Annotated in this window: 21 protein-coding genes and 1 pseudogene; 1 reads left to right on the forward strand and 21 read right to left on the reverse strand. The window is 60.8% G+C overall.

Going from position 1 to position 17,991, the window contains the following annotated elements:
• Nucleotides 1-74 precede the first annotated feature (74 nt).
• A complete protein-coding gene (locus DW003_RS01330) occupies nucleotides 75-2,816 on the reverse strand; it encodes a PRD domain-containing protein (protein ID WP_118387119.1) in 2,742 nt (913 codons plus the stop codon).
• Between the two features lie 193 nt (nucleotides 2,817-3,009).
• Nucleotides 3,010-3,456 carry a 5'-methylthioadenosine/S-adenosylhomocysteine nucleosidase gene (locus DW003_RS01335; RefSeq protein WP_233545438.1) on the reverse strand — a complete coding sequence of 149 codons (447 nt, stop codon included), beginning with the start codon at nucleotides 3,454-3,456 and terminating at the stop codon, nucleotides 3,010-3,012.
• Between DW003_RS01335 and DW003_RS01340 the strand changes: the two genes are divergently transcribed.
• Complete coding sequence (locus tag DW003_RS01340; RefSeq protein ID WP_233545456.1) at nucleotides 3,350-3,784, forward strand: IS3 family transposase; 435 nt, start codon at nucleotides 3,350-3,352, stop codon at nucleotides 3,782-3,784. The two genes, DW003_RS01335 and DW003_RS01340, sit on opposite strands and share 107 nt — an antisense overlap.
• A gap of 768 nt (nucleotides 3,785-4,552) precedes the next feature.
• On the opposite strand, the gene rplX is transcribed toward DW003_RS01340, so the two are convergent.
• The 19 genes and pseudogenes from rplX to accB all read right to left on the reverse strand — a co-directional run bounded on the left by rplX (nucleotide 4,553) and on the right by accB (nucleotide 17,988).
• Nucleotides 4,553-4,858 carry a 50S ribosomal protein L24 gene (gene rplX, locus DW003_RS01345; protein ID WP_006235043.1) on the reverse strand — a complete coding sequence of 102 codons (306 nt, stop codon included), beginning with the start codon at nucleotides 4,856-4,858 and terminating at the stop codon, nucleotides 4,553-4,555.
• A gap of 13 nt (nucleotides 4,859-4,871) precedes the next feature.
• Nucleotides 4,872-5,240 carry a 50S ribosomal protein L14 gene (gene rplN / locus DW003_RS01350; RefSeq protein WP_006235041.1) on the reverse strand — a complete coding sequence of 123 codons (369 nt, stop codon included), beginning with the start codon at nucleotides 5,238-5,240 and terminating at the stop codon, nucleotides 4,872-4,874.
• A gap of 118 nt (nucleotides 5,241-5,358) precedes the next feature.
• Nucleotides 5,359-5,619, reverse strand: a complete 261-nt coding sequence (gene rpsQ / locus DW003_RS01355) for a 30S ribosomal protein S17 (RefSeq protein ID WP_006235040.1) — start codon at nucleotides 5,617-5,619, stop codon at nucleotides 5,359-5,361.
• Between the two features lie 16 nt (nucleotides 5,620-5,635).
• The gene (rpmC, locus tag DW003_RS01360) at nucleotides 5,636-5,851 is read right to left on the reverse strand and encodes a 50S ribosomal protein L29 (protein ID WP_006235039.1); all 216 of its coding nucleotides are present in this window, start codon (nucleotides 5,849-5,851) and stop codon (nucleotides 5,636-5,638) included.
• A gap of 107 nt (nucleotides 5,852-5,958) precedes the next feature.
• Nucleotides 5,959-6,354 (reverse strand): annotated as a pseudogene (rplP, locus tag DW003_RS01365) (50S ribosomal protein L16); the annotation flags it as partial.
• Nucleotides 6,354-7,064 carry a 30S ribosomal protein S3 gene (rpsC, locus tag DW003_RS01370; RefSeq protein ID WP_006235037.1) on the reverse strand — a complete coding sequence of 237 codons (711 nt, stop codon included), beginning with the start codon at nucleotides 7,062-7,064 and terminating at the stop codon, nucleotides 6,354-6,356. The pseudogene rplP and the gene rpsC, both read right to left, overlap by 1 nt.
• A gap of 6 nt (nucleotides 7,065-7,070) precedes the next feature.
• Nucleotides 7,071-7,442 carry a 50S ribosomal protein L22 gene (rplV, locus tag DW003_RS01375; protein WP_006235036.1) on the reverse strand — a complete coding sequence of 124 codons (372 nt, stop codon included), beginning with the start codon at nucleotides 7,440-7,442 and terminating at the stop codon, nucleotides 7,071-7,073.
• A 14-nt stretch (nucleotides 7,443-7,456) separates the two neighbouring features.
• Nucleotides 7,457-7,717: a 30S ribosomal protein S19 gene (rpsS, locus tag DW003_RS01380; RefSeq protein WP_006235035.1), complete on the reverse strand. Its 261-nt coding sequence runs from the start codon at nucleotides 7,715-7,717 to the stop codon at nucleotides 7,457-7,459.
• Nucleotides 7,718-7,749: 32 nt separating this feature from the next.
• Entirely contained in the window at nucleotides 7,750-8,580 is an 831-nt protein-coding gene (gene rplB / locus DW003_RS01385; RefSeq protein WP_055250219.1) for a 50S ribosomal protein L2, read from the reverse strand.
• A 179-nt stretch (nucleotides 8,581-8,759) separates the two neighbouring features.
• Nucleotides 8,760-9,047 (reverse strand): 50S ribosomal protein L23, encoded by a 288-nt coding sequence (rplW, locus tag DW003_RS01390; RefSeq protein ID WP_022094197.1) that lies wholly within the window; start codon nucleotides 9,045-9,047, stop codon nucleotides 8,760-8,762.
• Complete coding sequence (rplD, locus tag DW003_RS01395) at nucleotides 9,048-9,674, reverse strand: 50S ribosomal protein L4 (protein ID WP_006235032.1); 627 nt, start codon at nucleotides 9,672-9,674, stop codon at nucleotides 9,048-9,050. It abuts the gene before it with no gap.
• 46 nt (nucleotides 9,675-9,720) lie between these two features.
• Nucleotides 9,721-10,341, reverse strand: a complete 621-nt coding sequence (rplC, locus tag DW003_RS01400; RefSeq protein ID WP_118387121.1) for a 50S ribosomal protein L3 — start codon at nucleotides 10,339-10,341, stop codon at nucleotides 9,721-9,723.
• Between the two features lie 450 nt (nucleotides 10,342-10,791).
• Nucleotides 10,792-11,418, reverse strand: a complete 627-nt coding sequence (locus DW003_RS01405; RefSeq protein WP_118387123.1) for a histidine phosphatase family protein — start codon at nucleotides 11,416-11,418, stop codon at nucleotides 10,792-10,794.
• Nucleotides 11,419-11,457: 39 nt separating this feature from the next.
• The gene (locus tag DW003_RS01410) at nucleotides 11,458-12,612 is read right to left on the reverse strand and encodes a cation diffusion facilitator family transporter (protein WP_117799715.1); all 1,155 of its coding nucleotides are present in this window, start codon (nucleotides 12,610-12,612) and stop codon (nucleotides 11,458-11,460) included.
• Between the two features lie 150 nt (nucleotides 12,613-12,762).
• A complete protein-coding gene (locus tag DW003_RS01415) occupies nucleotides 12,763-13,977 on the reverse strand; it encodes a PTS fructose transporter subunit IIB (protein WP_147352171.1) in 1,215 nt (404 codons plus the stop codon).
• A gap of 40 nt (nucleotides 13,978-14,017) precedes the next feature.
• Complete coding sequence (accD, locus tag DW003_RS01420) at nucleotides 14,018-15,742, reverse strand: acetyl-CoA carboxylase, carboxyltransferase subunit beta (RefSeq protein WP_118387129.1); 1,725 nt, start codon at nucleotides 15,740-15,742, stop codon at nucleotides 14,018-14,020.
• A complete protein-coding gene (locus tag DW003_RS01425; RefSeq protein WP_118387131.1) occupies nucleotides 15,729-17,072 on the reverse strand; it encodes an acetyl/propionyl/methylcrotonyl-CoA carboxylase subunit alpha in 1,344 nt (447 codons plus the stop codon). Before DW003_RS01425 ends, accD begins: the two co-directional genes overlap by 14 nt.
• A 10-nt stretch (nucleotides 17,073-17,082) precedes the next feature.
• Nucleotides 17,083-17,505: a 3-hydroxyacyl-ACP dehydratase FabZ gene (gene fabZ, locus DW003_RS01430; protein ID WP_099432064.1), complete on the reverse strand. Its 423-nt coding sequence runs from the start codon at nucleotides 17,503-17,505 to the stop codon at nucleotides 17,083-17,085.
• A gap of 9 nt (nucleotides 17,506-17,514) precedes the next feature.
• Nucleotides 17,515-17,988: an acetyl-CoA carboxylase biotin carboxyl carrier protein gene (gene accB / locus DW003_RS01435; protein WP_117629227.1), complete on the reverse strand. Its 474-nt coding sequence runs from the start codon at nucleotides 17,986-17,988 to the stop codon at nucleotides 17,515-17,517.
• Nucleotides 17,989-17,991: the final 3 nt, after the last annotated feature.

Here is a 17,991-nt window from a genome sequence, read left to right on the forward strand (position 1 = left end):
TCCGGATTCGCGCCGGGCAAGGGGTTATCGGATTATTGAGGACGCGCGGTCAGCTTGCGGCGGCGCGGGGAAGGTCACTCGTCGAGCAGGAGGTCCGAGGAGCCGAGGCGCTCTTCTCGCGCCGGGGCGGCGCTCACGCTTATGTAGTCGAAGACATATGCGATCTCGCTTACGGGAACCTCTACGCGATAGCGCGTCGAGATGCTCGAGAAGCTCTGCCTGAAGGACTCGATGAAATCGGCGCGTTCCTCCTCGAAGCGGTCCTGGCCAACGTAGGTCTCAATGGGGTTTCTGGTAACAAGGCGCTCGACGAGACAGCAGAGGTGAACGTAGAGCCCAATGATGGCGTTGCTGCCGATCTTCTCGCCTGTCCTGCGCTGAAGCTCGTGCACGGCGCTCTCGATCTCATGGAATAGCCGCTCCGGGTCGAGGATGGTGATGGAGCGGATGACGTTCTGCAGCGTCATGTTCGAGAGCAGCTTCTCGTGGAAAGAAGAGAGCTCGGAAGCGTCAAGCCACCTGCCGAACACGGCATCAACCTTAGAGGCGGACGCCGTCGACATGATGTCCTCGAGGGCGACGAAGGGGACGGAGGCGACCCCGGGGTCTCCCGTGCCGATGACGGCGCAGACGCGGTGCTCGGAGAAAACGGCGTCGTTCGACCCGTTCGCGACGAGCTGCTTGAAGGGCCTCGTGAGCAGGCGCGCGCCTATGGTGCGCGGGAGGCTCTGCGAGACGAGCTGGCGTATCCTCTCCGCGGCGTCGACCCCGGACTCGGAGCAGAAGACGATGGCGTCCTCACGGTTGACGCGCTCGATCACCTTGCAGTGCGTCACGCACGCGGCGGTCGCATCGCCAAGAACCTCGGCGATGGACTTGCCGCCGAGCAGCCCGACCCCGATCTCGAGCGCAAGACCGGTAGAGACGTTGTTCACCACGCCGATAGTGGAGTCGGTAACGTTCTCGAGGGCCTTATAGGCCTCCTCCAAGGAGCCCATGTCGACGAGGAACACGACCCCGGTGCAGTAGGAATGGCGGTCGACGAGGCGCTGGAGCGGACCGACGATGTCCTTCAGCTGCTGGTCGTAGGGCATGTCGACAGCCTCGTACACATGCATGCCGAGCATACGGTTCGCCGCGTCGGCGATGCTCGTCGCCGTTGAGTAGCCGTGGGACAAGATGACGCAGAGCGTCCGAAGGGCCTTCGCATCGCGAGACTCCGATGCGACGCACAGCGTCAGAAGCGTCTTCGTGAAGTGATCGAGCGAGATTCCCAGCGCCCCTTCCACGTCTGCGGCGACCTGATCGGAGACACTCGAGGCAAACGGCAATTCGGAGGTCACGGCACCGAGGAGATGGGAGATTTGCTCCGCACAGGCAGACTTTCGCTTAGCCAGGCCGATACCCGGCCACAACTGCAGGCAAATCTCCTGGGCCAGTAGAAAAGCGACCTTCCTCGAAAGCTCGATGCCATAAGAAGAGCCTGCGTCGGCAAGGACCGCGCCCACGACGCGCTCGAAGGCGCGCGACCTCGAGGAGGCGACGCCGTGGTCGAAGATCAAGTGATCCTCAACGCCGCGCACAGCGGAGACAGCTTGCGAGACAAGCTCGGAGACAGAGAGCTCCCCGGCGCAGAATCGCTCATCGAGGGAGCACAGGGCATCGAGCGCCTGCTCGACCGGCCCTGTGCTCTCGGCGGCATCCAGAGACGCGTCGATCAGAACGCCATCGTCGGGCTGTTGATCAATCTGCGCGGAGGAGAGGAGCCCGCTGGGAAGAAGATACGGGCGAACGACGACGTAGTCGCCCTCGCGATTGAGGAACGCTTTGGCACAGCAGTTCGTCACGCAGGCGCGCAAGCCGGCGATGTTATCGGAAAAGTCCGCGTTCACGAGGCAACGGTATGCGCCGCGGCTGATCTTCACATCAGAACCGATTCGGCACCCCTCGCTGCGCAGGAAGCTCAAGATGAGATCCTCGCGCTCCTCGGGGGTCCGCTCCTTGAGTGAGGGGACGCGGGCACAGATGGGCATTTTGCTGTAGGCCGAGGAAACCTTCAGGTCATCGGCGGAAAGCGTCGTCGAAAGAACGAGGCGAGCGCGCGGCGCATCCTGGGAGGCATCGAGCCCGAGGGCCGTCGCAAGGCAGTGCTCCATCGCAGAGGGAGAGAGTGCCTCGATGCCGTTGACAAAGACCACACCCCCGCGCGCTTTCGCGATCGACTCGTCAAGAAGCCCGTTGAACGAGGCGGCGTCCGGGACCCCGGCGCAGTCGATGCGCACATAGGAGGAGTCGCGGGACAGCAAGCCCTGGTTCTTGCCGTACTCGTACACAAGGCGAGAAAGGAAAGACTTACCGACACCCACGCCGCCGCTCAAGAGGATGGGCAGGCCAAACGGAGGGTACTGAACCGCAGCCTTGCACTGCTCGACAACGGAGCTGAGGCTCATGTCGAAGCCCACGGCACGCGCGAAGTCGCGGTGATCGGCGATTCCCGTCGCCTGGATGAGGTCGGCGAGCGAGGCATACTCGCTTGCAGAGAGCTTTACCTGAAAACGCTTCTGGAACGCGCGGCGATGAAAATAACGGACAGGCCTGCCCGCCACCTTAACCACAAGACCGGCGCGAACAAGGTCGTTGAGGTACTGGCTCGCCAGGCTCCTGGAGATGATGAGCGCCTCGGCGATGTCGGAGGTGGACAGACGGGCAAGGTCGTCGAGCGAGACGGCAGAGGTGAGGGCCTCGAGATGCTCGAGAATCCTGTCCCTCATGTCGACGGGTTTCTTTGCCAAGCTGTCCTGTGTGGTCTTGTCCATGACTTCTTACCTCCTCGTACAAGGAGTATAAGGGGAGAACAGAGAACGGAAGGGGGCGCGTGGGGGAATCAACAGCTCCGAGGAAAAGTCCACCACTTGAGGGGCAGAAAACAACGGCCATTGAACATTCAGGGCCGACGCTCAACACTTCGGCTCGACACTTCGCTTTGGAAAGGGCCCCGGCGCGCCGGGCCTAAAGCTTAACCATGCGCGCGGCGATGCGGGCGCAGTCGCAGGCGGCCTTCTTCTCGAAGGTGTTGTAGTCGACGACCCGGCCCTCGGCGCAGGGCTTGTCGCTGATGGCGCGCACGACGACGAGGGGCACGCCGTTGAGATAGGAGGCCTGCGCGATGGTGCAGCCCTCCATCTCGCAGCACAGGTCGCCGAAGGCCGCGAGGATTCGCTCCTTCTGTTCCGCGGGCGAGACGAACTGGTCGCCGGAGACGACGCGGCCCTTGAGGACCTTAATGTCGGGGGCGACGGCGGCCGCGGCGGCGCACGCCGCCAGCAAGGGCCGGAACGGATCGCGCAAGATCAAGGCGTCGCCCGGGAGGTCGGGCGTTACCGTCAGCCGGCGCCGCGTCTGCCGCATCATGAGGGAGAACGGCCTGGCCGGCGCATACGGCAGGAAGAGGTTCAAGGTGCACCCCGGGGCGGTCAACGAGGCCGACGTGTCGAACGTCGTCGCGCGCGGCTTCGGCGGCAGGGCGCCGTGCACCCATATATGCAGCGACTTGGCCTGCGTGCACGTCGGGGCGTCGTGGAACTACGTCTGCCTGCTCGTCGACCTCTGCAACGGGGAGATCGTCGGCCACTCCGAAGGACCGAGGAGGGACGCGCGAGCTCCGAGCCAGCTCTTGGATTACGTGCACTGGTACAACAACTTCAGGATCCACTCGACGCTGGGCTACATGTCGCCGGTCGAGTTCAGGGAGGCGGGGCCGTCCCTCCCGGAATCGTCCAAATAAGTGTTGCCAATCCATAGCCAATCCAGCCATCATCTTCGCGAAGGCGGACGTCAGGAAAAGCTCGGCTTGAGCTCGGTCGGACGCGGTCTGTGGGGCATCATTCAGGCTCAGGGGGGTCTCCTTGTCTTCTTCGGTCGCAACCTGAATGATAGGGACGGCCCCTTCTCTCTTTCCCCTTCGTTTTCGACGCGTCACCCTCTCGGCGGGCTTAAGGCCCGCGCTCGCGGGTGCAGGGGCTACGCCCAAACCCCAAAAACGTAACGCCGTGCTCGAAGCGTTTCCGGACGTCAGCGTAATCTCAAATCCCGTTCGTCAACTCATGGGCAAGCCACCTGAGACTACTCATTTCTCCTACTGGCAATGAAGACCTGCGACCTGCAGTTTTGCAAACTGCTTGAAAGCCGCCTGCGTTGATTCACTTCCTATTGCAGCTGGCGGCTTGCACGCGAAAAGGCATTTAAGTTTCAAAACGGGCGTTTTCGGCGCTATCGAGCCTCCAAAGGCATCCCGCCGCGCCCTTTGGGACAAAAACAAAAACTCAAAGCCCTGAGTTCGAAAATAGTTTTTGGAGTTGTCCCGACTTTTGTCCCCGAAGCCGACGAAACGCGACAGGGTGTCACCTGGCGGCACTCGATTCGAGACGGCACCGAAAACTGGATGCAACCGGAATGACAGGACGGCAGAACCGAAGCCATCGAGTAGGGATAGAAAAAGGCCCGGGTGCCATGGCATCCGGGCCTTTGCTAGCAACTTGATGTTGCGGGCAGCTTAGAACTTGTGGCCGCACTTCTTGCAGACGCGCAGCTTGTTCTTGCCGTCCTTCTCGTGACCGACGCGGGTAACCTTACCGCACTCGGGGCAAACGAGATTGACGTTGGAGGCGTCGATGGGAGCCTCCTGCGAAACGATGCCGCCCTGCTGGTTGGCAGCGTTGGGCTTGACGGCCTTCTTGACGACCGAAACGCCCTCGACAACGACCTTGTTCTCGGCGGGGAGAGCACGCAGGACAACGCCCTGCTTGCCGCGATCCTTACCAGAGAGAACCTGGACCTTATCGCCCTTCTTGATATACATATATCTCCCCTAACTACAGGGTCTCGGGAGCGAGCGAGACGATCTTCATGTACTTCTTGTCACGAAGCTCGCGAGCGACGGGCCCGAAGATACGGGTGCCGACGGGCGAACCATCGTTGTTGATGACAACGCAGGCGTTCTCATCAAAGCGAATGTAGGAGCCATCCTTGCGGCGGATCTCCTTAACGGTGCGAACGACGACGCAACGGACAACGTCCTTCTTCTTGACGTTGGCGCCAGGGGTAGCCTCCTGGACAGCACCGATGAACACATCGCCGATGCCTGCATAACGACGCTTGGAACCGCCAAGCACCTTGATGCAGCGAATCTTGCGAGCGCCGGAGTTGTCGGCGACGTTCAGCATGGTTTGCATCTGAATCATGGTAGATGTTCCTCCGAACTAAGAACCGAAGAGAGGTGCGCAGCCTTTATACGGCCCGTGGTATGCAAGCCAGGCATACGCACATCTTCGGAAACGTACAAGTCGTAAGAGCGACTGCTTATTTAGCGCGCTCGACGACCTCGATGAGGCGCCAACGCTTCATCTTGGACATAGGACGGGTCTCCATAACGCGGACGGTATCGCCCACGCCAGCCGTACACTCCTCGTCGTGAGCGTGCAGCTTCTTGGAGCTGGTCATCATCTTGCCGTACTTGGGGTGACGCTTGCGCTCGGTGATGGTGACAACAATGGTCTTGGCACCGGAGACGGAGGTAACGACACCCGTACGGACCTTACGCGAGTTACGCGAATCAGTCATGTTCTCTCCTTAGGTCCTACTCGGCGACAGCGGACTTCTCCGCTGCGATCTCGCGGGCGCGCTGCTCCGTGAGGACGCGAGCGATGTCCTTCTTCACGGTGTTGACGCGAGCGGTGTTGTCCAGCTGGCTGGTGGCCATCTGGAAACGAAGGTTAAAGAGCTCGGCGCGCATTTCCTTCAGCTTCTCAACGAGCTGAGCGTCCGAGAGCTCACGAATCTCTGCGGGCTTCATTAGTTCTCCTCCTTGGCGGCGGCGGCGTCCTCAGCAGCCCACTTGGCCTCGAGAGCGGCCTCCTCAGCCATCTCCTTCTCGATGCGCTGCTCGGCGTTCTTGGCAGCAACAATCTTGGTCTTGATGGGAAGCTTGTGCTGTGCAAGACGCAGAGCCTCGCGAGCGACCTCCTCGGGCACGCCCTTGACCTCGAACATGATGCGGCCGGGCTTCACGACGGCCACCCACTCCTCGGGGTTACCCTTACCAGAACCCATGCGAGTCTCGGCAGGCTTCTTGGTGATGGGCTTATCGGGGAAGATCGTGATGTAGACACGACCGCCACGCTTCATGTAGCGGGTCATGGCAATACGAGCGGCCTCGATCTGACGGTTGGTGATCCAATGGGCCTCGAGAGCCTGGATACCAAACTCGCCGAAATGCAGCTCGGTATTACCCTTGGCCTGGCCCTTCATGGAGCCACGCTGCACCTTGCGGTGAAGAATACGCTTAGGGGCAAGCACTACTGACCCCTCCTCTCGGAGTTACGACGACGAGGACGGGAAGAGCCCTCGAGTGCAGGGTTGGGAACAGGCTGGCCCGGGAGCTTCTCGCCCAGGTAGATCCAGACCTTCACGCCGCAAGCGCCCATGGTGGTGCTGGCGACAGCCGTGCCGTAGTCAATCTTGGCGCGGAGGGTGTGCAGAGGCACGCGACCCTCACGGTACCACTCACGACGGCCCATCTCGGCACCGCCGAGACGACCGGAGCACTGGATACGGATGCCCTTGGCGCCGGCCTTGCGGGCAGACTGGACAGCCTTGCGCATAGCGCGACGGAAGGCAACGCGGCCCTCGAGCTGCTCAGCGATGGACTGAGCAACGAGGTTGGCGTCGAGCTCGGGGCGCTTGATCTCGACAACGTCGACGGAGAGCTGGCCCTTGGAGACGCCAGCGACCTTCTCGAGCTCGGTGCGGAGGGTATCGATCTCGGCACCCTTCTTACCGATGACAACGCCGGGGCGAGCGGTGAGAATGATGACCTTCACCTTGTCGCCAGCGCGCTCGATCTCGACGCGGGAGACAGCTGCGCGGGAAAGACGCTTCTCGAGGTACTTGCGGATCTCGAGATCGTTACCGAGGGTCTTAGCGTAATCCTTCTCTGCGAACCAGCGGGAGCGCCAGTTCTCGGTGATGCCAAGACGGAAGCCGGTGGGGTAGACTTTCTGACCCATACAGCTTTACGCCTCCTTTCGAGGAGCAACGACGACGGTGATGTGGGAAGTACGCTTCAGAATACGAGAAGCGGAACCCTTGGCGCGGGGACGGATGCGCTTAAGCGTCGGACCCTCGTCAACATAGGCAGCGGCGACAACCAGGTTGTCGGCACGCAGACCGTTGTTGTTCTCGGCGTTCGCAACGGCGGAACGGAGAACCTTCTCGACATCCACGGCGACGGCGCGGTCGCAGAAGTGGAGGATGTCGAAGGCCTGAGCGACAGGCTTGCGGCGGATCAGATCGACCACCAGGCGGGCCTTGCTGGGGGAAACACGCACGTACTTAGCGACGGCGCGAACCTCGGTGGCCTCAGTTTCAATAGACTTAGTTGCCATTTACGGTTAACCCCCTATTTGGCCTTGTGGCCACGGAACGTACGAGTCGGCGCGAACTCGCCGAGCTTGTGACCAACCATGGACTCGGTAACATACACGGGCACATGCTTGCGGCCGTCGTGGACGGCGATGGTGTGACCAACCATCTCGGGGAAGATGGTGGACGCGCGGGACCAGGTCTTCACGACGTCCTTCTTGCCAGCCTCGTTCATCGCGGTGATACGCGAGAGAAGGCGAGTCTCCACGAACGGGCCCTTTTTGAGACTTCTGCTCATAAGTGCTTTCTCCTAAAACTCGGTATCCGAAATTACTTCTTACGGCGACGAATGATGTGCTGGTTCGAGACCTTCTTCTTCTTGCGCGTACGAAGGCCCTTCGTCGGCTTACCCCAAGGGGTAACAGAGGGACGACCAGAGGTGTGGTTCTTGCCCTCGCCACCGCCGTGCGGGTGGTCGACAGGGTTCATGACGGTACCGCGGACGGTCGGGCGCACGTTCATGTGACGCTTACGGCCGGCCTTGCCGATGACGATGTTGGCGTGATCGGCGTTGCCGACCTCACCGACGGTGGCGCGGCAGGTAACGAGGATGCGGCGCATCTCGGAGGAAGGCATACGGACGATAGCGTACTTGCCCTCCTTACCCATCAGCTGGCAGGAGTTACCGGCGGAACGGGCGATAGCAGCGCCCTTGCCCGGCTGGAACTCGACGGCGTGGATGAGCGTACCGACGGGGATGTCGGCGAGGGGCAGAGCGTTGCCCGGCTTGATGTCGGCGTCAGAACCGGACATGATGGTCTGACCGACCTCGAGGCCCTTGGGGGCCAGGATGTAGCGCTTCTCACCGTCAGCGTAGTGCAGCAGAGCGATGCGAGCGGAACGGTTCGGATCGTACTCGATCGTGGCAACCTTGGCGGGCACGCCGTCCTTGTTGCGCTTGAAGTCGATCACGCGGTAACGACGCTTCACGCCGCCGCCCTGGTGGCGGGTGGTGATGCGGCCGTTGTTGTTACGACCGGCCTTCTTGGGCAGGGGCTCGAGAAGAGACTTCTCGGGCTTGGTGCAGGTGATCTCGGAGAAGTCGGAGATCGTCTGCCAACGCCTACCAGCGGAGGTCGGCTTAAGGTGCTTTACAGCCATTACAATCCCTTTCAATAGGAATCCGTTAGCCATCGCAGACAGGGATTCGAGGTTCTGCCTCGGGTGCGATGACACCGGACGTATACACGGTTCCGGGCGTGTCCATTTTATACGCCCAAAACCTTGAGCTCCCGCCTCCCCTATTTGGGAGGCATGAGCTCACTCAACAGCAGCGAGTCTTAGGCCTGGTTGCCAAAGACCTCGATGGTGTCGCCCTCGGCCAGCGTGACGATGGCCTTCTTCCAAGAACGGGTCTTGCCGGCGACATAGCGCACGCGCTTGGTCTTGGGCTTGACCGTCAGGGTGTTCACGCGAACGACCTTGACGCCGAAGATCTCCTCGACAGCGTCCTTGATCTGATACTTGTTAGCATCCTTGGCGACCTCGAACGTGTACTTGTTCAGCTCCATGCCGGAGAAGGAACGCTCGGACACGATCGGACGGATGATGATCTCGTGGGCGGTCATTTATGCAAGCACCTCCCCGAAGTGAGCGGCGATGTCGGCGGGCATCAGCACAGCGTTGTTGTTGACGAGATCGTAGGTGTTGGCCTCGTCGGCAGTGATGATGAACGTCTTGGGAATGTTGCGGAACGACAGGTAGGCGTTGACGTCCTCATCGCGAACGATGATGGTCAGACGCTTGCCCTCAAGGCCGAGAGCCTTGAGCATGGCGACGGCAGCCTTGGTGGAAGGCTTCTCGAAGCCGTAGTCGTCGACGAGCACGAGCTCGCCATCGGCCAGCTTGGCGGACAGCGCGGAGCGCATAGCCAGCTTGACCTCCTTGTTGTTCATACGCTTAGCGTAGGAACGGGGCTTGGGGGCGAAGACAACGCCACCGTGACGCCACTGGGCAGCACGGATGGAACCCTGGCGGGCACGACCGGTGCCCTTCTGACGCCAAGGCTTCTTGCCGCCACCGGAAACCTCAGAGCGGCCCTTAGCAGACTGGGTGCCCTGACGCCAAGAGGCCATCTGGCACTTGACGATGTGGTGCATAACGTGGATGTTCGGCTCGATGCCGTACACCTCAGCGGCGAGCTCGGCCTCGGCGACCTTCTTGCCCTCGCTGTTCTTTACTTCAAACTTTGCCATTTAAGTGTTCTCCTTGGTATGACGCTGGGCTAAATGGGCTGGGCCCTTAGGCCATACGGATGGCGACGAGACCATTCTTGGCACCCGGGACAGCGCCCTTGACCAAGATGAGGTTCTGCTCGACATCGATGCGGACAACGGAAAGGTTCTTGACGGTAACGCGCTCGTTACCCATGTGACCGGCCATCTTGACGCCCTTAAGGACGCGCGCAGGATAGGCGCACTGACCGATAGAACCGGGGTGACGCTGGAAGTGAGAACCATGCGTCATAGGACCGCGGCGCTGACCCCAGCGCTTGATGCGACCCTGGAAGCCCTTACCCTTGGAGGTACCGATGACGTCGACCTTCTCGACATCAGCGAAATCAGCGACGGTGACGACCTCGCCGACCTTGTGCTCCTCGCCGTTCTCGACGCGGACCTCACGAAGGAAACGGACAGGCTCGACGCCAGCCTTGGCGAAGTGACCAGCCATGGGCTTGTTCACGTTCTTGGCCTTGATGTCGCCGAAACCGATCTGGACGGCGTCATAGCCGTCGGTTGCCTGAGTTTTAACCTGCGAGACAGCGCAGGGGCCAGCCTGGATGACCGTGACGGGAACGATGTTATCGTCCTCGTCCCAAACCTGGGTCATGCCAATCTTGCGGCCGAGAATCATGCTGATCAAGATATGATCCCAACTCTCGCGTGGTCTTGGGACAATGCGTACACCACCGAGCGTACGCCCCTAGAGGACCACTACTTACACGACGTGCTCCCCAGCCTTGTATTTCGCCCGGACTACCTGACAACCCTATTAAGCAGGCATTTTGTCCAGCCAGAATACTCCCCTGGTTTCACACAGTTGTTTAGTATACACGGCTGCGGGCGTATCCATCGAGATTCATATTTCACTCACATTGTTTACGCAGGTAAAGTGCGTGGATGGCTCCCGAGTCTGGCAGGGTGGCGGCGAAATAAATTAAGGTTGCTGCTCTACAGTCCTGCGCAAGACGAAGGCCACATTAAGTGGCCTTCTTTGCGTGCGGAACTCGCGACAACCTTAATTTATTTCGCCGCCACCCTGCCAGACTCGGGAGACGACACGTTGATGTCTGCTTAACTCTGCTCGCTCAGGCTAATTACTTTGTTGGGGATCAACTATTTGCTGGAGGGTGAACTTGCATTGGGGCGGTTCGCCTTCTGCTTGCGGCTTGGACTCCTCGAAATCAAAGATCATGATGGCGCAGTTGGGGAGTTTTGCTGGGAGTTCGAAGCCTTCTGGGGCTGCAGCCTTGATGAATTGGCGGCTGGCGCTGCCGTGGCTTACTGCTAGGAGGGTTTCGATACCATCGGCGTCCATGATATTGGTGAGGGTGTCTACCATGCGCCCTTGCAGTGCCTGGCTTCCTTCTCCTCCGAAGGGGATCAGATCCTCGCCGGGATCCCAGACGTCGGTAGGTAGCGCGTCGTGCGGGCCCTCTTCGAAGGAGCCGTAGCAGCGTTCGATGATGCCTTCGCAGGGCTCGGCAGCGGCGTCCGGACCGAGGAGTTCGCATGCGACGAGACTCGCCGTGTCCATGGCTCGGCCTAAGGGTGATGAGACCACTTTGTCGGGGACGACGCCGTGGGCTTTGAGCCATGCGGCTGCCATCCCGGCTTGCTGACGGCCTAAATCGGTGAGCGGTGAATCACAGCGACCCTGGACGAGCTTTTTGACGTTGAATTCTGTCTGGCCGTGGCGGAGTAGATATAGCTTCTTCATGCTCTCCCCTTCTGCATCATTTGCTTTATCGGCTCGGCCCTACTCGTGGGTATGCCCTACGTAGTCTTCGTCGATCGTAATCTTGGCAATCGACTTGGGATATTCCGATTCGACCCGTTGTACCAGCGCGTGCTTTACGTCTTCGGCACTCATCTGCAGATCCGAGGGACGCACGCAGTCAAAAATCACGTTGGTGTGCGTGGGGCCCGGCACGCAGCGCAAATCATGAATCGAAAGGCGGCTATCGATCTCTTGAGCCATAGCGTTGATGCGCAAGCGCATGCTCGCCACCTTTGGATCGTCGGTCACGATGGGGTCGTAGTGAAGTGTGACAATCATGCCGTCTTCGTTCCTAAACGACTGCTCGATGTTATCGAGCGTGTCGTGACTTTCCAGCGGGCTTGCCTCGGCTGCCATCTCAGCGTGAGCGCTTGCGAACTTCCTGCCCGGGCCGTAGTCGTGAACCATCAGATCGTGAACGCCCAAAACGCCGGGGTAGCTCATGATCTTGTCTCGAATGTGCTTGACCAGCTTAGGATCGGGCGTCTGGCCCAAAAGCGGGCTCACCGTATCCTGGATGAGTTCAAAACCGCTCCAGCCAATATAGGCGCCAACGGCAAGGCCGACCCATGCGTCAAGATTGATGTGCGTCACCTGTGAAACAATTGCGCACACCAGCACAGCGCCTGTGGCAAGGACATCGTTCTTGGAATCCTGCGCGGTCGCATGCAGCGTCTCGGACTCAATGCGATCGCCGAGCTTTTGGTTGAGGGCCGCCATCCAGAGTTTTACGACCATCGAAAGCACTAGAACCGCCACCAGGGCAAGCGAGAACTCGACAGGCTCGGGGTTGACAATTCGCTCCACCGACGACTTCACCAGCTCAACGCCAATCAGCAGCACGAGCGCCGCCACGACTAGACCCGAGAGGTACTCGTAGCGACCGTGGCCGTAAGGATGCTCGGGGTCGGCGGGCTTACTCGCCAGCTTAAAGCCAAGCACGCTCACGATGTTTGAGCTGGCGTCGGACAGGTTGTTCATGGCGTCTGCCACAATCGAAACCGACCCCGACAGCACGCCAATTGCGCCCTTTGCAGCGCAAAGTGCCACATTGGCGATAATGCACACCACGCCCGCCAACGTGCCCACGCGCGCACGGTCACCCTGTGCGCGCTTAACAATCCACTCGACCATCTGCATCCGCCCCCACGGTACTACCTATATATCTATTGCTCAAACGGATTGTAGTGTAGCCACTTTGTCCTCCAGATACAAAAAGGCCGCAACCCGCACGGGCCACGGCCTTGGAACATGACAAAGGAATCGTCCTTGTGTCGCACAGGTTTATGCGCTCACTTCAGCAGCGCTCGCCACTGTTTCGGGTGAATCGGCTCCGTCCCCCGTCGTCTGCCCCTTCGCCGGCACCACGCCAAAGCAGTAGCTCAGCGCCGCAGACACCGCAAATGCCACACCGCCGGCAGCGCAGCACCACAGCAGGTTCGAGATGCCGCCCGTGGCAAAGCCAATGACCATGAGGACATTTGTCATGCCGATGGTATAGGCCGTAACGTGGCCCACGGCCGCAACAAGGCCTCCGACGGCGCCGCCAATGGCCATGCACGTCAGGCACCTGCCATATTTAAAGCCGCAACCGTACAGCGCCGGCTCGCTTACGCCGCCAAGAACACCCGAGATTGAATAGCCCAGCATGAGCGCCTTCTCGTCCTTATCCGCAACGCGAAGCGACGCACCAAAGGGCATGCCCCAAACGGCAAACGTTGCCATCGTCGCGGCGATCAGAATGCACGAATCCGTTCCCACACTCATAAACTGCGCATAGGCGAGCGATAGGACAACGTTGCTGATGCCCGCAATCTTAAGGAACTCCCAACCCGCGGCAAGCCCCATGAGCGTAAGCAGCGACACGATGCCACCGGAATTGCCAAGCATAAACATAAGCTGTCCCAACAGCATGCCCAGATAGCTGCCCGCCGGCGCTGTAATACACAGCGAAACCGGAACCATGACGAGCATGGTTGCAAACGGAACGAACGAAAACGCCACGGCCTTAGGGATAACGCGCTGAAAGAAACACTCCACTCGCCATAGCACGGGCACCGAGATGAGAACCGGAATAACAGTCGTCGTGTAATCGATGACCGGCACGGGAAGCAGGCCATACACGGAAGTCATCGATGCCCCCGTCGTCGATGCGGCATCGACGAGCTTAAGCAAATCGGGCGCAATCAATACGCCGCCCAGCATCATGCCCAGCTGCTCAGAGCAACCGAGCTGGCGGGCGGCCGCCCAACCAAGATAAATGGGCAAAAAGTAGTAGCCGGCGTTATAGAGCCAACTGTAGAACAGGCGATAGATTTCGGAATCGGCAGACCACAGGCCCAGCATGCCTTCGCCCATAATGACGGCGACGGTGCGGAACAACGCCGCGCAGACAATAAAGGGCAGCACCGACATCATGCTTTTGGACAGATAGTCCACCACGGCCATGGCGTTTGATGAGACCGTCGTTGTGAACGAGGTGTTAGTAACTTGTGACATGGAACGTCTTTCCCAATGTGACATACGGGCTGCCCCTTTGTCACATCGTGCGGTACCGACCGATTGCGCGGTACTTTTCGTAGCGGAGGTTTGTGAGGGTGGCGTCGTCGAGCTGCCCAAGCGTATCGAAGGCATCAAATGCCGAAGACATGACGGCACCGGCGATCTCCTCATGCGACAGGCCCCTATCGTCGACAATGCCGTCGATGATGCCGAGCGCCAGCAGATCGGGGGCCGTAAGCTTAAGCGCCTCGGCGGCCTCATCCGCACGCTCCGTATCCTTCCACAGGATCGACGCGCAGGCCTCGGGACTCACGACCGAATAGGCCGAGCTCGAGAGCATCAGGATGCGGTCGGCCACGGATAGCGCCAGCGCGCCACCAGAGCCGCCCTCGCCTGTCACCACCGAGACAATCGGCGTCTTAAGGCCGCTCATCTCCATGAGATTCTGGGCAATCGCCTCGCCCTGGCCGCGCTCCTCGGCACCGATACCGCAAAACGCGCCCGAAGTATCGACCAGGCACAGAACCGGTCGACCAAACTTTTCGGCCTGACGCATAAGGCGACGCGCTTTGCGGTAGCCCTCGGGATGCGCCATGCCAAAGTTGCGGCGGATACGCTCTTTGGTCGTGGTGCCGCGCTCGATGGCGATAACCGTCACGGGTCGCCCGTCCTTCCAGCCGATGCCGCCCACCACAGCGGCGTCGTCGCCAAAGTAACGGTCGCCGTGCAGCTCCACAAATCCATCCAGGCCCAGCGAGATCATCTCACCCGCCGTGGCGCGATCTGCCGAGCGGGTCTGCTTGACAATCTCGAGCGCGGTTTTTGGTGCCGTCGAGCGCTTAAACAAGTGTCCCAGCTTTTTGCCGCGGCGACCCGCATGGACGATCTCATGCGGTGCCCCCAGGCCGGGCGCGTGCCCTTCGTGCAGCGCCAGCAGCTCGCCTACCGTGAGCGCAATCTCGCCACGCGGAACAACGGCATCGCAAAAGCCGTGCTCCAGCAAAAACTCGGAGCGCTGGAATCCCTTGGGCAGGCGCTTGTGCATGTTCTGCTCGATCACGCGCGGGCCGGCAAATGCCGTCAGGGCATCGGGCTCGGCCAGGATAATGTCGCCCTCCATGGCAAAGCTCGCGGTTACGCCTCCGGTCGTGGGGTCGGTGAGCACCGTGATATACAGACCGCCCGCCTCGCTGTGGCGCCTAACCGCCGCAGAAATCTTGGCCATCTGCATAAGCGATGTCACGCCCTCTTGCATGCGCGCACCGCCCGAAACGGTAAAGCCGACAACTGGCAATCCCAGCTCGGTCGCGCGCTCAAATGTGCGACAGATCTTCTCGCCCACCACGGAACCCATCGAGCCCATCATAAAGTTGGCGTCCATAAAGAAGAGCGCCGTATCGCAACCGCAGATTTCGCCCCTGCCGCACACAACGGCATCGCGCTCGCCCGAACGCTCGCTCACGCTCTTGAGCTTGTCGGCATAGCCGGGAAACGAGAGGAAGTCCTCCGACGCCAGATTGGCATCCCATTCCTCAAACGTGCCCTCGTCGACCGTCATGCGCATGCGCGCGCGACCGCTCACGCGAAAGTGTTTGCCGCAACGAGGGCAGACCTCGAGGTTGTCGTGCAGGCGTGCCTCATCGATCACACGGCGGCACTCCGGGCACTTGACAAACACGTGGCGCGCGGGGAACTCGGCGCACGACTCGGTTATCGGCCCCTCAAGGACATTGACCGTCTTCGCTTTTCTATTCATCAGCATAGAGATGCCCCATCAGATCGGTGTGATACATGCCCGACAAAAACTCGTCGTTTGCCAGCACGTCGAGCTGAAGCTCGCTATTTTCGCTCACGCCCTCAATCACGAGCTCGCCCAGGGCCGAGCGCATCTTGCGAATGGCACCGTCACGCGTGGGCGCGCACACGATGAGCTTGCCGAGCATGGAGTCGTAGTACGGCGGAACTTTCGCTCCGGTAAACATGGCGGAATCCCAGCGCACGCGCGGACCACCCGGCACACGCAACGCGGTGACCGTTCCACATGACGGTAGAAAGTCCGGCGTTTCGGCATTGATGCGGCACTCCATGGCGTGGTTGCGGACCGGTACGTCCTCCTGCTCAAAGGGCAGAGGCTGGCCGGCAGCCACGCGCAGCTGCCACTTAACCAGGTCGGTATCGGTCACAAACTCCGTAACCGGATGCTCCACCTGCAAGCGCGTGTTCATTTCCATAAAGTAGAAATTGCCGTCATCTGAGTACAAAAACTCGATGGTGCCAGCGCCCTCATAGCCAACGGCACGAGCCAGGTCGCGCGCGGCCTTGTGCATGCGCGCGCGAATATCATCGCGTCCGTCGAGGCACGGCGCGGGGCTCTCCTCGATCAGCTTTTGGTTGCGGCGCTGCACCGAGCACTCGCGCTCGCCGAGCGAAAACACATGGCCCTGCTTATCGGCCATAATCTGTACCTCAACGTGATGCGCCGGCGCAACGAGCTTCTCCATGTAGCACTCGCCGTCGCCAAAAACGGCCTCACCCTCGGCACGCGCCTCGATGAACGCCTTTGCCGCGTCTTCCACGCGCTCGACCTTGCGAATACCGCGGCCGCCACCGCCGGCACGCGCCTTGATGAGCACGGGACAGCCGATGCGCTCGGCCTCGGCCGTCGCCTCCTCGGGGCTTTTGAGCAAATCGCAGCCCGGCACGATGGGCACGCCCGCGGCAGCAGCCGTTCGGCGTGCGGCGTCCTTGTCGCCCATGCTGTCGATCACCTCGGCCGAAGGACCGACAAACGCCAGACCGTACTTGTCGCAGTCGCGCACGAAGCTCGCCTTCTCGGAGAAAAAGCCATAGCCGGGATGGATCGCCTTTGCCCCCGACTTTACGGCACAGGTGAGCACGGCATCGTCGTTGAGGTAGCTCTCGGCAAGACGCGGGCCGCCGATGCAATACGCCTCGTCGGCAAGCTGCACGTGCAGCGCGTCCGCATCGGCCGTGGAATAAACGGCGACGGTCTTGATGCCCATATCGCGGCACGCGCGGATAACACGAACCGCGACTTCGCCGCGGTTGGCGATGAGCACTTTGTCGAACATGAAGCCTTCCTTAACTTTCGTGCATGAGTGCAAAAGACATATCGGCGCGGCAGCAAACCTCACCGTTGACGCTCGCAGTACCCGTCGCAAAGCGGAACGGCCCGCGCGCACGCGTGATGGAGCACACTAGATCCACCGTGTCGCCCGGGCGCACCGGACGCTTAAAGCGCACCTTGTCCAGACTCGTGTAGAACGGCGTCGCGCCGCGCGCCTCCTCATCGCCCATCAGCAGCACGCAGCAGTTCTGGGCGAGCATCTCGCACTGAATCACGCCGGGAACGACCGGGTTTCCCGGAAAATGTCCCTGCAAAAAGTACTCGTCGCCTGTAATCGTGATCTTGCCGTGGGCCTCGTCGCCCACCAGCTCGGCTTCGTCGAGCAAAAGCATCGGCTCGCGATGCGGTAACAGCTTCTTGAGCTCTTCTTTGTTCATGGATATCACCTATCCGATCCTCATGAGGCAGCTGCCAAACTCCACGAGGTCGCCGTCGGCCACGCAGATCTCGAGCACCTCACCGTCTGCCTCGGCCGTCACCTCGTTGAGAACCTTCATGGCCTCGATGATGCAGAGGGTCTCGCCGGCCTTGACCTTGGAGCCCACGCGCACAAACGGCTCGTCGCCCGGCGCAGGGGCAGCATAGAAGACGCCCACCATGGGAGCAGTCACCTCGGTGCCCTTGGGCTCCGGCGCGGCGGCAGGTGTCTGCGTGGCGGGTTCCGGTGCGGCAGGCGCGACTGTGGGAGCTGCAACTTGAGCGGCCATGGCGCTCGGCATAGGCATGGGCACGGCAACCGGCTGCGCCACACTCGCGCGCTCGAGTTCGACCGCGGTGCCATCGGGCTCCTCAACGCGTACGCGCGTGAGGCCGCGGTCCTCCATCACATCGGCTATCTCGGCAAGTCTTTTGGAATCCATGCT

The organism is Collinsella sp. AF36-3AT, from assembly GCF_003475205.1.
Taxonomy (GTDB): Bacteria; Actinomycetota; Coriobacteriia; order Coriobacteriales; family Coriobacteriaceae; genus Collinsella; species Collinsella aerofaciens_AF.